This window comes from Streptomyces sp. NPDC042336 (assembly GCF_055581985.1).
This window is the reverse complement of sequence record NZ_JBVJEA010000024.1, coordinates 88,403-102,699: the sequence shown is the minus strand read 5'-3', so window position 1 is coordinate 102,699 and position 14,297 is coordinate 88,403. Positions and strand designations below refer to the sequence as shown.

General features: G+C 71.4%; 13 protein-coding genes. 6 read left to right on the top strand and 7 right to left on the bottom strand.

The window, feature by feature from the left end; translation table 11 throughout:
- Positions 1–4: 4 nt before the first annotated feature.
- Together ACZ6IM_RS34610 and ACZ6IM_RS34605 are read right to left on the bottom strand one after the other, a co-directional pair.
- The gene (locus tag ACZ6IM_RS34610; RefSeq protein WP_052838536.1) at positions 5–1,363 is read right to left on the bottom strand and encodes an MFS transporter; all 1,359 of its coding nucleotides are present in this window, start codon (positions 1,361–1,363) and stop codon (positions 5–7) included.
- A gap of 156 nt (positions 1,364–1,519) precedes the next feature.
- The gene (locus tag ACZ6IM_RS34605) at positions 1,520–2,185 is read right to left on the bottom strand and encodes a TetR/AcrR family transcriptional regulator (RefSeq protein ID WP_469562208.1); all 666 of its coding nucleotides are present in this window, start codon (positions 2,183–2,185) and stop codon (positions 1,520–1,522) included.
- Positions 2,186–2,359: 174 nt separating this feature from the next.
- On the opposite strand from ACZ6IM_RS34605, the gene ACZ6IM_RS34600 reads away from it, so the two are divergent.
- Positions 2,360–3,238 carry a shikimate dehydrogenase gene (locus tag ACZ6IM_RS34600; protein ID WP_469562205.1) on the top strand — a complete coding sequence of 293 codons (879 nt, stop codon included), beginning with the start codon at positions 2,360–2,362 and terminating at the stop codon, positions 3,236–3,238.
- Between the two features lie 14 nt (positions 3,239–3,252).
- Positions 3,253–5,067, top strand: coding sequence for a bifunctional sugar phosphate isomerase/epimerase/4-hydroxyphenylpyruvate dioxygenase family protein (locus ACZ6IM_RS34595; protein WP_469562203.1), 1,815 nt, complete (start codon positions 3,253–3,255; stop codon positions 5,065–5,067).
- A 52-nt stretch (positions 5,068–5,119) separates the two neighbouring features.
- Here the strand turns inward: ACZ6IM_RS34595 and ACZ6IM_RS34590 are convergent, their stop codons facing one another.
- Together ACZ6IM_RS34590 and ACZ6IM_RS34585 are read right to left on the bottom strand one after the other, a co-directional pair.
- On the bottom strand, positions 5,120–5,605 hold the full coding sequence (locus ACZ6IM_RS34590) for a hypothetical protein (RefSeq protein ID WP_469562201.1): 486 nt from the start codon (positions 5,603–5,605) through the stop codon (positions 5,120–5,122).
- Between the two features lie 73 nt (positions 5,606–5,678).
- Positions 5,679–6,026: a hypothetical protein gene (locus ACZ6IM_RS34585; protein WP_052838540.1), complete on the bottom strand. Its 348-nt coding sequence runs from the start codon at positions 6,024–6,026 to the stop codon at positions 5,679–5,681.
- A gap of 699 nt (positions 6,027–6,725) precedes the next feature.
- Between ACZ6IM_RS34585 and ACZ6IM_RS34580 the strand changes: the two genes are divergently transcribed.
- Positions 6,726–7,592, top strand: a complete 867-nt coding sequence (locus ACZ6IM_RS34580; protein ID WP_469562199.1) for an ANTAR domain-containing protein — start codon at positions 6,726–6,728, stop codon at positions 7,590–7,592.
- 58 nt (positions 7,593–7,650) lie between these two features.
- Here ACZ6IM_RS34580 and ACZ6IM_RS34575 read toward each other — a convergent pair whose 3' ends face one another.
- Positions 7,651–8,502, bottom strand: coding sequence for a MerR family transcriptional regulator (locus tag ACZ6IM_RS34575; RefSeq protein WP_469562196.1), 852 nt, complete (start codon positions 8,500–8,502; stop codon positions 7,651–7,653).
- 294 nt (positions 8,503–8,796) lie between these two features.
- On the opposite strand from ACZ6IM_RS34575, the gene ACZ6IM_RS34570 reads away from it, so the two are divergent.
- On the top strand, positions 8,797–9,828 hold the full coding sequence (locus ACZ6IM_RS34570) for an LLM class flavin-dependent oxidoreductase (RefSeq protein WP_052838543.1): 1,032 nt from the start codon (positions 8,797–8,799) through the stop codon (positions 9,826–9,828).
- Between the two features lie 57 nt (positions 9,829–9,885).
- On the opposite strand, the gene ACZ6IM_RS34565 is transcribed toward ACZ6IM_RS34570, so the two are convergent.
- Positions 9,886–10,791, bottom strand: a complete 906-nt coding sequence (locus tag ACZ6IM_RS34565) for an arginase family protein (protein WP_052838544.1) — start codon at positions 10,789–10,791, stop codon at positions 9,886–9,888.
- Between the two features lie 60 nt (positions 10,792–10,851).
- On the bottom strand, positions 10,852–11,637 hold the full coding sequence (locus ACZ6IM_RS34560) for an SOS response-associated peptidase (RefSeq protein WP_469562192.1): 786 nt from the start codon (positions 11,635–11,637) through the stop codon (positions 10,852–10,854).
- A 373-nt stretch (positions 11,638–12,010) separates the two neighbouring features.
- Here ACZ6IM_RS34560 and ACZ6IM_RS34555 point away from each other — a divergent pair, with 373 nt between their 5' ends.
- Together ACZ6IM_RS34555 and ACZ6IM_RS34550 are read left to right on the top strand one after the other, a co-directional pair.
- Positions 12,011–13,183 (top strand): serine hydrolase domain-containing protein, encoded by a 1,173-nt coding sequence (locus ACZ6IM_RS34555; protein WP_052838753.1) that lies wholly within the window; start codon positions 12,011–12,013, stop codon positions 13,181–13,183.
- A gap of 99 nt (positions 13,184–13,282) precedes the next feature.
- Positions 13,283–14,293, top strand: coding sequence for an aldo/keto reductase (locus ACZ6IM_RS34550; RefSeq protein ID WP_469562190.1), 1,011 nt, complete (start codon positions 13,283–13,285; stop codon positions 14,291–14,293).
- The last annotated feature ends 4 nt before the right edge of the window (positions 14,294–14,297 follow it).

Sequence of the window (14,297 nt, the reverse complement as noted above, 5' to 3'; positions counted from 1 at the left end):
GGCCTCAAGCCGTCACCGACTCCGGCCGTGCGGCCTCCCGGCGGGCCTGCCCGCCCAGCTCCTCCGTCGGGACCTCGTGGGTCTCGCGGGCCGAGAGCGCGGCGATCACCGGCGGGACGCACAGCGCCGCCGTGAACAGCGCCACCGCGAACCAGTCGTCCCCGTCCGGGCCGGCGATCTGCGCGGCGAAGGTGACCGCGAAGCCGGCCACGGCGAAGCCGATCTGCGTGCCGATCGCCACGCCCGACAGCCGGACCCGGGTGGAGAACATCTCGCCGTAGAAGGCCGGCCACACACCGTTGGCCGCGCTGTAGACGACTCCGAAGGCGACGATGCCCGTCAGGAACGTCAGCGGGTAGGAGCCGGTGGAGATCGCCCACAGGTACAGGAACATCGTCACCGCGCTGCCGACCGCGCCGATCAGGTACACCGGGCGCCGGCCGATCCGGTCGGACAGTGTCGCCCAGAGCGGGATCGCGGCGAGCGCGGCGACGTTGGCCAGGGCACCGACCCACAGCATGGCGGTACGGGACATGCCGACCGAGTCGCTGGTGGCGTAGGCCAGAGCCCACACCGTGAAGATGGTGCTGACCGAGGCGATGAGCGCGCCCGCGACCACTCGCAGGACGTCCGCCCAGTGGTCGCGCGCCAGCACGGCCAGCGGCATCTTCGCGACGCCCTCCGTCGCGGCCTGCTGGGCGAAGGCGGGAGTCTCGTCGAGCTTGCGGCGGATGACGTAACCGACGACGGCGACCACCACGCTCAGCCAGAACGGCACGCGCCACCCCCAGGACAGGAGCTGGTCCTCGGGGAGCGCGGCGACGGGCAGGAAGACCAGGGTGGCGAGCAGTTGGCCGCCCTGGGTGCCGCTGAGGGTGAAGCTGGTGAAGAAGCCGCGTTTGTGCGCCGGCGCGTGTTCCAGGGTCATGGAGTTGGCGCTGGCCTGCTCGCCGGCCGCCGATATGCCCTGAAGGACACGGCACAGCACCAGCAGGGCCGGGGCGAGGGTGCCGACCTGGTCGCGGGTGGGCAGACAGCCGATGAGGAAGGTCGACACACCCATCAGGACCAGGGTGAACACCATGATCTTCTTGCGGCCCACGCGGTCGCCGATGTGGCCGAGGAAGAGGGCGCCGACGGGACGGGCGGCGTACGCGACTCCGAACGTGGCCAGTGACAGCAGCGTCGCCGTGGCCGGGTCGGACTCGTCGAAGAAGACCTCGGGGAAGATCAGCGCGGCCGCGCTGCCGTAGATGAAGAAGTCGTAGTACTCCAGCGCGCTGCCGATCCAGGCGGCGGTGGCGGCCTTCCTCGGCTGGCCGGGTGGGGCGGCGGCCTGGGACGTGGGGGCGGGGACGGACACGGCGTGCTCCTTCGGGGGACTCCACCGTAGGCGGAGAGAGCGGAGGGGTTGCCGCACGCTAATTAACCCACTGGGTAGTTAGTCGCGGTTGGGAAGGGATGTTGCGCGTAGGTTTCCCATGTGTCAAGAGGTCCCGCCGCCCTGCGGCCGTGCCGCTCAGCCCGCCGTACGCTCCGCCGTCAGGTACGCGATCACCATGTCGCCCAGCATGGCCCGGTAGTGCTCCCGCTGCTCCGGGGCGACCAGGTCGCGGCCGAACAGGGCACTGAAGGTGTGCCGGTTGGCGACGCGGAAGAAGCAGAAGGAGCTGATCATGGCGTGCAGGTCGACGGCGTCGACGGCGGCCGTGAACAGGCCGGTGCGCTGCCCCTCGTCCAGGATGCGTCGGATCACGTCGAGCGCCGGGGAGCCGATGCTGGCCAGCATCTCCGAGGATGCGATGTGTTCGGCGTCGTGGATGTTCTCGATGCTGACCAGGCGGATGAAGTCGGGGTGCCGCTCGTGGTGGTCGAAGGTCAGCTCGGCGAGGCGCCGGATCGCGGCCACCGGGTCCAGGTGGTCGACGTCGAGTTCCTGCTCGGCCTCCCGGATCACGCCGTACGCCCGCTCCAGCACGGCCGTGAAGAGCTGTTCCTTGCCGCCGAAGTAGTAGTAGATCATCCGCTTCGTGGTGCGGGTCTGTGCGGCGATCTCGTCGACGCGGGCGCCGTCGTAGCCGGCCCGGGCGAACTCCCGTGTGGCGACGTCGAGGATCTCGGCCCGGGTGCGGGCGGCGTCGCGGGTGCGCACGCCGGATCGTGCCGGTTCGTCGACGCTGGTCATCAGGTTCCTTCGGCTGCGGCGGAGCTTGTGGCGGGGCGTGTCGGTGATTGTAGAAGGCTCCTGTTCTCCACCTGACTTCTTCCCGTCGGGCCCGACCTCCTGCTATGACTAACGTACTGGTTCGTACATTAATCCCTCGGGCGCCGGCCCGAGCAGCTCAGGAGGTCGTCCCCGTTGGCCAAGGACTCGTATCTCGTCGGACTGATCGGTTCCGGCATCGGCCCGTCGCTCAGCCCGGCACTGCACGAGCGGGAAGCCGACCGGCAAGGTCTGCGCTACCTGTACCGGCTGATCGACATCGACACCCTCGGCGTCCCGCCCGAGGCCGTGGGCGACCTGCTGCGTGCCGCCCGGGACCTGGGCTTCGACGGGCTGAACATCACCCACCCCTGCAAGCAGCACGTCATCGGACACCTGGACGCCCTCGCTCCGCAGGCCGAGGCGCTGGGCGCCGTCAACACCGTCGTGTTCGACGACGACGGCCGCGCCATCGGCCACAACACCGACATCACCGGCTTCGCCGCGTCCTTCGCCCGCGGACTGCCCGACGCTCCCCTGCAGCGGATCGTGCAGCTCGGCGCGGGCGGCGCGGGCGCGGCCGTGGCCCACGCCACCCTCAACCTCGGCGCCGGCCGAGTCACCGTCGTCGATGCCATGCCTGACCGTGCCGCCGATCTCGCCGCCTCGCTGAACCGGCGCTTCGGGGACGGCCGTGCCACCCACGCCGCCGCCGACCGGCTGCCCGGGCTATTGGCCGCCGCCGACGGCGTCGTCCATGCCACGCCGACCGGCATGGCCGCACACCCGGGGCTGCCGCTGCCCGCCGGACTGCTCCGCTCCGGGCTGTGGGTCGCCGAGGTCGTCTACCGCCCGCTGGAGACCGAACTGCTGCGCGTCGCACGCGCCCTGGGCTGCACGACGCTCGACGGCGGCGGCATGGCCGTCTTCCAGGCCGCGGACGCGTTCCAGCTGTTCACCGGGCGAGAACCGGATGCGGCTCGGATGCTCGCCGACATCACCGACCTGGCCGGCGCCGTGAGCGCCCCGAAGTAGGAAGAGGTACCGACGTGCGCACGTCCATCGCCACCGTCTCCCTGAGCGGCTCCCTCACCGAAAAGCTCACGGCCGCCTCCCGGGCCGGCTTCGACGGCGTGGAGATCTTCGAGAACGACCTGCTGGCCTCCTCCCTGGCACCCGAGGAGATCCGCGCCCGCTGCGCCGACCTCGGGCTCACCATCGACCTCTACCAGCCCATGCGGGACGTCGAGGCGCTGCCCGAGGAGGAGTTCGCCCGCGCCCTGCGCCGCGCGCGGCACAAGTTCGAGCTGATGGGCAGGCTCGGCGCGGAGACCGTCCTGGTGTGCTCCAGCATCTCCCCGGAGGCCCTGGACGACGACGCCCTCGCCGCCGAGCAGCTCGGCCGGCTGGCCGGCCTGGCCCAGGACCACGGCATCCGTGTCGCCTACGAGGCGCTGGCGTGGGGCCGGCACATCAGCACCTACGACCACGCCTGGCGCGTCGTCGAAGCCGCCGGGCACCCGGCACTCGGCACCTGCCTGGACAGCTTCCACATCCTCTCCCGGTACGGCGACCCGAAGGACCTCGAAGGGATCGAGGACATCCCCGGCGACAAGATCTTCTTCCTCCAGCTCGCCGACGCCCCGCTGCTCGCGATGGACGTCCTCCAGTGGAGCCGCCACTACCGCTGCTTCCCCGGACAGGGCGGCTTCGACCTCGCCGGGCTGCTGCGGCACGTCCTGCGCGCCGGATACACCGGTCCCCTTTCCCTGGAAGTCTTCAACGACGTCTTCCGGCAGTCCGACGCCGGACCCACCGCCGTGGACGCCCGGCGCTCCCTGCTGGTCCTCCAGGAACAGGTTGGCACCGCCGCACTGCCCGCGCTCACCGCGCCCACCGGCGTCGCCTTCGCCGAACTGGTCACGCCCGACGCCGCCCCCGTCTCGGCCGTGCTCGGCGCACTGGGCTTCGCCCGGACCGCACGCCACCGGGGCAAGCCCGTCGACCTGTGGCAGCGCGGCGAGGCCCGCATCCTGGTCAACACCGGACCGGCCGAGCGCCGCGAAGGCACCCGGCTGGCCGCCGTCGGCCTGGAGTCACCCGACCCCGCCGCCGCTGCCCATCGCGCCGAGGCCCTGCTGGCACCGGTACTGCCACGCCACCGGACACCCGGGGACGCCCCGCTGGAAGCGGTCGCCGCACCCGACGGCACGGAGCTGTTCTTCTGCGCCACCGGACACCCCCGACTGCCCGACTTGCGGGCGGACTTCGACGACGTCGAAGGTGCCGGGTCCGCTGCCGGCGACGACACCGGCTGGCGCGTCGACCACCTCTCCCTCACCCAGCCCTGGCACCAGTTCGACGAGGCGGCGCTCTTCCACCGCGCCGTCCTCGGGCTGCGGCCGCAGGAGAGCGTGGACGTCGCCGACCCCTACGGCCTGCTGCGCAGCCGCGCCGTCACCACCGACGACGGCGCTGTCCGCATCGTGCTGACCGTCGGCGCGGCACCCGTCGACGACACCGCGCACGCCCAGCACATCGCCCTGGCCACCGACGACGTGGTCGCCGCGGCCCGCGCCCACCGGGCGGCCGGGGGCGAGCTGCTGCCGATCCCCGACAACTACTACGCCGACCTCGCGGCCCGCTTCGAGTTCCCCGACGGCGAGCTGGAGACGTACCGGGAGCTGGGCATCCTCTACGACCGCGACGAGAACGGCACCTTCCGGCACTGCTACACGCACACCGTCGGCCGGGTCTTCTTCGAACTCGTCCAGCGCGACGGCGCCTACCGCGGCTACGGCGCCCCGAACGCACCGGTCCGCCTGGCGGCGCAGCACGCGGCACGCGGATTCACCGGCGGCTGATGGCGCGCTCACCGGGCGGTGGGCACATCCACCGCGCGCTCCGTACGCCCCGTCAGGTGTGGGCCTGCGGCCCGGCCGTCAGATCGGCGAAGTCCGCGAACATCCGGGCAGTGTGCGGGGGCAGACCGGTGACCAGCCGGAAGGCGCGGGCCGACTGGTTCACCAGGAGGGCGCCATCGTGCATCATCCGGCAGCCGCGGGCGCTGCCCTCCCGCAGGAGCGCGGTGCCGATGGGGCGGTGACAGCGATCGAGGATCCAGAGATCCGGGTGCAGGTCCTCGACGAGTGTCGCTGTCAGGTCCCGCCCGTTCGCGGTGGGGCCAAGGGCGTTGACGAGACCGTCCGCTCCCAGTTGCAGGACACGGCCGAGCGGTCTGTCCGGCAGTCCTCTGGCGAAGGCGGCGGCGCAGCTGTCGACGTCCGTGCTGTGTCCGGCCGTCCGGCCGTCCTCGGTGAACAGGACGAGATCGCTGCTCCGTTCCGGCAGCTCGCCGCGGAGCAGGTCGACGACATGTCCGAAGCTGCGGCCCGCAAGCAACGCAGCCCTCTGTCAGGCCGGCGCGGACGGCACAGGCCCACTCACTCCGGACGCACGCGGGCCCAGCAGGCCCTCAGATGCGAAGAGACAGGTAGTAGTCGCCGACCTTGGACAGGTAGCCGGGGTCGGCCGTCTCGCTGTCCGTGGCGAAACGGGGAGCGGCTTTGATCTCCTCCCGCGTCGGTGCGACCTGCACCTTCTGCGCCTCGGCGTCGATGCCGGTGACGGCGCCGGCCGGGATCAGGACGCTTCTGCCGAACTTCCACACTCCGGTATCGACGACCAGGTGCTGCATGCCGGGCTCGTCCTGCTGGCGGTCCACGTGCCCGATGACGCCGTCTGCGGCCTCCACGGTGAACCCCGCCATCGGCTGCCCCGCCCCATATCCGATCTCCGGCGCGTACATCCACACACTTCCCACCAGTCCTTCTCCTTACCTCGGCCGCCCCCAGTGCGGCGCCCTGCTCGGCTTCTGCGTTCCCCCTTTCCCCGGTAACTGCCGGACAACCAAGGAGAAGAACAGCACAGGCCCGGCCGACGGTCATCGGGGCTCCTCTCGTCCGATCGGCTTTTGAGTGAACGCGCCGTGAGGACAACGACACTGGGCTGCTGCGGAGTTGTCCGAACGGAGGAGATCACTGTGCGAGCCACGCACCGGCACGTCATGCATCCGGCTCTCGTGGCCGTGTCGACCGGATTGGCGGGCTGTTCCGACGGTGCGTCCGGAACGGACGCGGACGCCGGTGCCCCGGGTGCGGCCTCCGGCGCCCAGCCTCCGGCTGCCGCGAAGGCCTAAGCGTTCGACCCTCCGACGAAGTTCGGCGAACAGATCACACTGCCCGTGGACGAGGACATCAAGGACTGGGGTTCGCCCTGCACGGACCCAGGCTGTACCACCGGACCTCCGAGGCCCTGGACGCCTACGACACCCACTCCGCTCGCAAGCTCTGCTATGACTACCCGATGACTCGCATTTGGGGACCGGTTGGGTTGCGCCGGGGAAGCCGGCTCTGGTTAGGGTCGGCTGCGGTGCTTGGGAAGCAGGTGCTGCCCGCAACCGACGTGAAGGAGGCGGTTGCGGTCCTTGGTGTTGCCTGCCGTACCGCATTGGAGCTTTCTCATGGGCCCGCTTCCCCCCTACCCGAGTGGCCAAGCCACCCCGGCGCTGTCGCCCTCCGGCGCCGGGCTCGGCGAGAAGGCGCGCTGGGCACAGGAGCAGTTGGACCGGCGCAACCGGCGACTGGGGCACGCCGGCGTCGCCCGCGCCCAGCACATCCTGGCCGGACGGTACGGCCTCGACTGCACCGGCAAGGCGTTCGAACTGCTCAAGACCACATCGCAGCAGTCCAACATCAAGCTCCACACACTCGCAGACGCAGTGGTCCGCACCCCGGCGCCGGACCAGGACGTGCCGGCGTGGTTTCCCGGCCGGGCCCGTTTCAGCCCGCCCCGGCTGCCCGGACTCCTCCTGGAAGCGGGCTCACGCGCCAACCAGGGAGCCGTACTCAAGGCGGCCCTGCACCGCGTGCTGACGATCACACAGACGCCCATGGGCAATGTTCAGCTGGCGGAGAGCGGCCGGCTCCATCTGGCCCGGCACACCGGCCTGAACAAGTACTTCACCGACTTCTTCGCCTTCGTGGACGCCCCCACCACCTCGTGCGCGCAGGCCGCCGCCGCCCGCCGGCAGATCACTGTGCGGGACGTGGCAACCGCGGCCGTCTTCGACGAGGCGTCCCGCCACGCCGTGCTGCAGGCGGGCAGCAGGGCCGCCCACAGCATCCCCCTGACCAACGCCGAAGGTGCCGTGCTGGGGATGATCTCGTCCCACCACGAACGCCCGCTGGCCGGTTTCACCAGGGCTCAGCTCACCGCGCTCCAGCAGGCGGCGACCGACGTGAGCCGTTGGCTGTCCTGGCACTGGCGCACCGTCGTCCTGGACGCACTGGAACTCCTTCACGCGCAAGCCATCAGCGCCTGTCGCTGACAGCGGAGAGCTCCCGCTCCGAGGGCGTGGCCGGCGGCGTCGGCGGCCACGGTCCTGCTCACTCACCGAGCGCGGCGGCGGCCATGAGCTGGGCCGTGAGTTCCATGCAGCGCGTCCGGGCGGCGGAGAAGCCGTAGGGCATCTTGGACACCGCTTCGACGGCACTCATCCGGGCGTCCTCCTCGCCGATCGCCTCGCCGATCGCCTCGGCGTCGTAGGTCTCGAAGAGCTTTTCCTCGGCCACGTCCAGTCCGGCCGCTTCGATCGCCTGGAGCAGGGCCTTGTGGTGGGCGCAGTGCCGCCTGGCGAGTTCCTCGACCCGCGGGTCGTGGGGATCGACGGTGTCGTCGAGGGCGGCGTCGGCCGCGTCGAGGCGGTCTGCCTCGGCCCTCAGGCCGGGATGGGTGGCCAGGATGATGAACACGCTGGCCTGCACGGCGGCTCCCAGCGGCCCGAAGATCCGTTCCGTGACCAGCAGGGCGTCCAGGTCGGAGGGACGCAGCGCACCGGGAGGCAGGTGGGCGAGCCGGTCCGCGACCAACGGGGAGAGCAGGCCCAGTGGGCTGCCCGCGGCCCGCAGGCGCTGGACTGCCGCCCGCTGACGCTTGATGGCGGCCTCCTGGGCGGCGAGGGTCTCCTCCAGCCGGTCCAGGACGTCCTCCACGTCGCCGGCTCGGTCGAAGGCGGTCCGCATGTCGTCCAGGCTGATGCCGGCCTCGGACATCTTGCGGATCCACAGCAGGCGGATCATGTCGTCGTAGCCGTAGCGGCGGCGTCCGTCTCCGCCTCGCCCGGGTTCCGGCAGCAGACCGATCTGGTGGTAGTGACGAATGGCGCGGGGGGTGGTTCCGGCGAAGGCGGCGGCATCGCCGATCTTGACCTCACGGGGAGGCGTGACGGAGGGATACATCGCAGACAGGCCCTTTCGTGCTGTGGTGCCCTCGACGACACCACATGCCGCCACGGCATGTGCAACTACACATCACCGGGTCCTACGGACTGTCGGCGGTCCCTCCGTTGTCGCGCCCGGCCGGGGCCGGCCCTCCTGGTGGGTCTCCTCGGGACCCGGCCGTCCGGTGTTGCGTTCTCGTGAACAGTCGGGCGCTGTACGGCCCGCAGGGGTCGCCCTGCGGTGACGAGGGGGCATGATCCGTCTGTCGAGAGGTGGCAGGTCCGTGTGGGCGCGGGTGGGCGGGAGTGGTGAATGAGCGGCAGGCGGCTGAAGAGGCTGGGGTTCCTCACGATCGGGCTGTTCGACGAGGCGGAGCCGGGCCGAGGGCACGAGGACACGCTGCGCATGCTGGAGCTGGGGGAAAGACTCGGCTTCGACAGCGCCTGGGTACGTCACCGTCACCTCCAGTACGGGATCGCCTCACCGGTCGCGGTACTCGCGGCGGCCACCCAGCGCACCAGCCGCATCGAGCTGGGCACCGCCGTCACGCCGTTGGGGTGGGAGAACCCGCTGCGCCTCGCCGAGGACTGGGCGACCGTGGACATCCTGTCCGGCGGCCGCTTCAACCCCGGCTTCAGCACCGGACCGCCGATGCACTACGAGCGGGTGAAGGACGCGCTGTACCCGGACACGGCCGAAACCGAGGATCTCGGCTACGCGCGGGTGCGGCGCCTGCTCGCCCACGTCGCGGGTGAGCCGGTCACGGACTTCCGCGGCACGGAGGGCATCGAGAGCTACTCCGACCGCGTACAGCCCCACTCCCCCGGCCTGAGACGACGGATGTGGTACGGGGCCGGCAGCCTGCGCTCGGCCCGCTGGGCCGGAGAGAGCGCGTTGAACCTCCTCACCAGCAGTGTGGTCAAGGCCGAGCAGCCGGACGAAGGCGCCGGTTCCGAGGACTTCGCCGCGATCCAGCTTTCCCACATCCGAGCCTTCCGCGCGGCGCACCCCGACGGGGAGGCCGCGCGGGTCTCCCAGGGGCTCGTGGTGGTTCCCACCGACTCCGCCGACGCCGCTCAGCGCGCCAGGTACGAGGAGTACGCCGCGCAGCGCCTCCCCCGCACCCGGCGCCCGCAGGGGCCCGCCCGTCTGCTGTTCGCCCCGGACCTCGTGGGTCCCTCCGAGTGGATCGCCGAGCGCCTGCGGGCCCACGCGGCGTACCGGGAGGTGGAGGAGGTGGCCTTCGCCCTGCCGTTCACCTTCGCGCCGGAGGACTACGTGCAGATCCTGACCGACATCGCCGGCCGGCTCGGTCCCGCGCTGGGCTGGCGGCCGGCTGCCTGACGGCCACCGCGCCGTGCGGGCGGCGGAGCCGTTCCCGTCATGTCCCGACCGCGCGTCTCAGTCGGTGGCGAAGGCGGCCACCACCAGGTCGGTCAGGAGGGCGCCCGCGGTGCCGTCGGGGTCCAGGTCGGGGTCGTAGATGGTGATGTTGAGCCCCGCGCAGCGCGGGGACCGTACGAGCGGGCGCAGCAGGGCGGTGAGTTCGCCGGGCAGCAGGCCGTCCGGGTCCGGGCTGTCGACCGCGGGCATCACCGAGGGGTCGAGGACGTCGGCGTCCAGGTGGATCCAGAAGCCGTCGAGGGCCGCTGTTTCCAGGTCTTCGGCGGTCGCTGCGCCCAGGTTTGCGGGGTCGGTGCGGCGCAGGTCGGAGACGGTGGTGACGGGGACCTTCAGCCCGCGCAGCTCGGCGACATCCTCGTCGTCCACGAACGCGTCCCGGGTGCCGAAGAGCCGCACATCCTCGTCCCGGAGGTAGGGCCGCAGCCCTTCCAAGTCGGTCAGGTCCTTCTGCCCGCGCCCGGTCGCGAGGGCCAGTTCCTCGCCGCCGGCGGCGCCGATCCGGTCGGAGGTGCCCGGATGACGGAAGTCGGGAGAGGCGTCGACCGACACCAGGCCGTAGCGGCCGAGGCGGCGCAGGGCCAGCGCGGCTCCGAGCTGGATGGAGCAGTCCCCGCCGAGGACCAGGGCGAAGTGGCCGGCGGTCACGTGCGCCTGGATGCGGTCGGCGAGGGTGCGCGTGTAGGCGGCGATGGCGCGTGCGTTGAAGACGCCGCCACCCTCCTGCCAGTCGCCCCGGTCGTAGCGGGGCGGCACGACGACGCCCCCTTCGAGGGCTCCGAGCCTGCGTACGATCCCGTTGTCCCGCAGCGCCCCGGCCAGCTTGTAGCAGCCGGGGACGGTGCCGGGGGCCGGCGGACGCAGGCCCAGGTTGGAGGGGGCGTCCATGACCATGATGCTTCGCATGGCGTCATCCTTGCCATCAGGCCGGTGACGTTCAACCGGTCTCTCGCGAGGCGGCGGTGTTCACCGGCCGAGGGCTCGACCGGGCGGAGTGTCTCCGGGCGCCGGGCCGGTGACCGCCTCGACCAGTTGGGGGCCGTTGTTGCGGACGTTGTTGACCGCCGTGGACACGGGGCGGGCGTCGAGCCGGCCGCCGGCGGGCTGTTCGAGGAGATCGCGCAGCGCGCCGGTGTCCTGGTGGGAGGGGTCGAGCCAGGCGTCGTAGTGGTCTTCGGCGACGGTCAGCGGCATGCGGGGGTGGACGCGTCCGGCGGCGTCCGTGGCCTCGGTGGTGATGACGGTGCAGGTCGTCAGCCGGGCCGACGGGTCCTCGTCGTGCCCGGCGTCCGGGTCACGCCAGTACTCGTACAGGCCCGCCAGGGCCATCACCCGGTCGTCCGCGGCGTGGATGAAGTAGGGCTGCTTCCGGGCCTTTCCGGTCTCCGGGTCCTCGATGCGCTGCCACTCGTAGAAGCCGTCGGCAGGCAGGAGGCAGCGGCGCCGGGCGAACGCGGTGCGGAAGGCCGGCTTCTCGTGGACCGTCTCCACCCGGGCGTTGATCAGCCGGGCGCCGATCTTCGTGTCTCCGGCCCAGGACGGCACCAGGCCCCAGCGCAGCGTCCGCAGGTGCCGTACCGCCGGAGCGTCTGCTGGTGCCTGGCGTGGGGCGCGTTCGAGGACGGCCCACACCTCGTCGGTCGGCGCGACGTTCCAGCTCGGCGCCAGGGGATCGCCGAGGTCCGGGTCGGCGATCCGGAACTGCCGGGCGAGGTCTTCGGGACTGCGGGTGGAAACGTACCGGCCACACATGGATCAACTGTCGCGCATCACCGGTGCTCGCCGCGACCGCACGGATCACCGTGTCGCACGCCGGGGGCGTCTGCGGCCCTTCGCGCACGCCGCTTGGGTGGGGGGGCGCCGCCGCTGCGCCGGTCGGGCGAAGCCGGCCGGGGGTGCTGGTGTGGCGGGGCGCGGCGCGCGTCACCGGCACCGCGGCCGTGGCGGTCCGTCCCGCAACGCGCCCGCCATGGTCGAAGACGCCCCGACAGGGGGGGAACCCGACCGACGACCCGGATGGCTGCCCCATCGCGTCGGCACTTCCTCGACGGGGACCATCGAGGCACAGCGAGGCAGGAGTTGAGCCCTCGCCGCAGCCATGACTTCGACGGTCGAGGGAGTACACGTGATCAAGCATCCGCGTGCGCTGGTGAGCGCACTCGCACTGGTCGTGGCGGTCGGTGCCGCACAGGCGGCACTCCCGGCGAGCGCCGCGACCACCGCCGCAGAGTCCGCCACCTCCGTCGACCACGCCCGTCTGCACGCACTCCTGCACCGGCTGACCACCGTCGACGGCGCGCCCGGAGCCCTCGCCGAGGTGCGGGACCGGCGCGGGAACACCGTGCTGACCAGCGGGGTCGGCAACGTGCGGAGCCAGACACCGGTACACCGCGACAGCAGGTTCCGGATCGGCAGCATGACCAAGATGTTCACGGCCACGGCCCTGCTCCAGCTTGTCGGAGAGCATCGTGTCGGCCTCGACGCCCCGGTCGAGCGCTACCTGCCCGGCGTCGTGCGCGGACACGGCAACGACGGACGCGTGATCACCGTCCGCCAACTGCTCCAGCACACCAGCGGCCTGCCGGATTTCCTCGACTACCTGAAGCCGCAGGACATCGTCAAGGACCCGCTGGCCCAGCACGACCCCCAGGACCTCCTGGACATGGCGCTCCAGCACCCGCCGGTCTTCGAGCCGGGCACCGGCTGGGACTACTCCAATACGGGGTACCTGCTGGTCGGCATGATCATTGAGAGGGTGACCGGTCACACGTACGGCGAGGAGATCCGCAAGCGCATCATCCAACCCCTGCACCTGTGCGAGACGTACGTGCCGCGGGGCACGACGGTTCCCGGCCCGCACCCGCGTGGATACGCGCAGTCGGGCGAGGACGCGCCGCTCGTGGACGTGACGAGGATGAGCCCCTCCGTCGGGGACGCCGCCGGATCCGTCATCTCCAGCGGCACCGACGTCAACCGGTTCCTGGGCGCCCTCCTCCGCGGCGAACTGCTGCGCCCGGCCGAGCTGCGCAACATGATGACGACCCGTCCCACGGGCAACGCGGACGGCCGCGCCTACGGTCTCGGCCTGGAGAGCAGGCCATTGCCCGGCGGCGGTCTCTACTGGGGGCACACGGGGGACTTCCTGGGGTACGAGACCATGGCCGGCGCCACCCTCGACGGCAGGCAGGCGACAGTCATGGTCAACCTCGGTCCGGGGAGTTCGGACGCGCAGAGCGACGACATCAAGGCAGCGGTCCAGACGGCGCTCTCCCAAGGCCGTTCCCCAGCCCGCCAGTAGCGCGCCTGCTCCCGAACGGGGCGCACATACCCCGCGCCCTCGAATTCCGTACCGGGACGCACTTGCGTCAGAGCGCACTCCAACGCCTAGCTTCGAAACGTGCGATACATCAAGCTCGGAACCACCGGACTGGAAGTCTCCGCGATCGCCCTCGGCTGCATGAGCTTCGGGGAGCCTGACCGGGGCGGCGATCCCTGGTCGCTGGGCGCGGACGCCAGCCGGGACATCATCAAGCAGGCCCTCGAGGGCGGCGTCAACTTCCTCGACACGGCCAACGGATACAGCGCCGGAAGCAGCGAGGAGATCGTCGGCCGGGCGGTCAAGGACTTCACCCGGCGCGAGGAGGTCGTTCTCTCCACCAAGGTCTGGATGCGGATGCGCCCCGGCCCGAACGGCGCCGGGCTGTCCCGCAAGGCGATCTTCGACGAGCTCGACGCCTCCCTGAAGCGGCTGGGGACCGACTACATCGACCTGTACCAGATCCACCGCTGGGACTACGGCACTCCGATCGAGGAAACCCTCGAGGCGCTGCACGACGCGGTCAAGTCCGGGAAGGTCCGCTATATCGGAGCCTCTTCCATGCACGCCTGGCAGTTCACCAAGGCCCTGTACATGGCTGACCTGAACGGCTGGACCCGGTTCGTGGCGATGCAGGACCACTACAACCTCATCCACCGGGAAGCAGAGCGGGAGATGCTCCCGCTCTGCGCCGACCAGGGCATCGGCGTGATCCCGTGGAGCCCGCTGGCGCGGGGCAGGCTGACGCGGGGCCGGGACACCGCCACGGCGCGTGCCGAGACCGACGCGGGCGGCAAGATCCTCTACCGCGACGAGGACCAGGCCGTGGCCGAGCGCGTCCACGAGGTCGCGGGCAAGCGGGGTCTGTCCCCGGCGCAGGTCGCCCTGGCCTGGGTCATGCGCAACCCGGTGGTGACCTCGCCCATCGTCGGGGTCACCAAGCCGGCCCAGCTGGCCGACGCGGTCGCCGCGGTGGACGTCGAACTCGACGAGGACGAGGCGGCCTACCTGGAGGAGCCCTACCAGCCGCACGAGGCCGCCTACCTGGAGGAGTCCTTCTACAAGCAGCAGCCCGTGGCGGGCTCCCGGTAGTCCG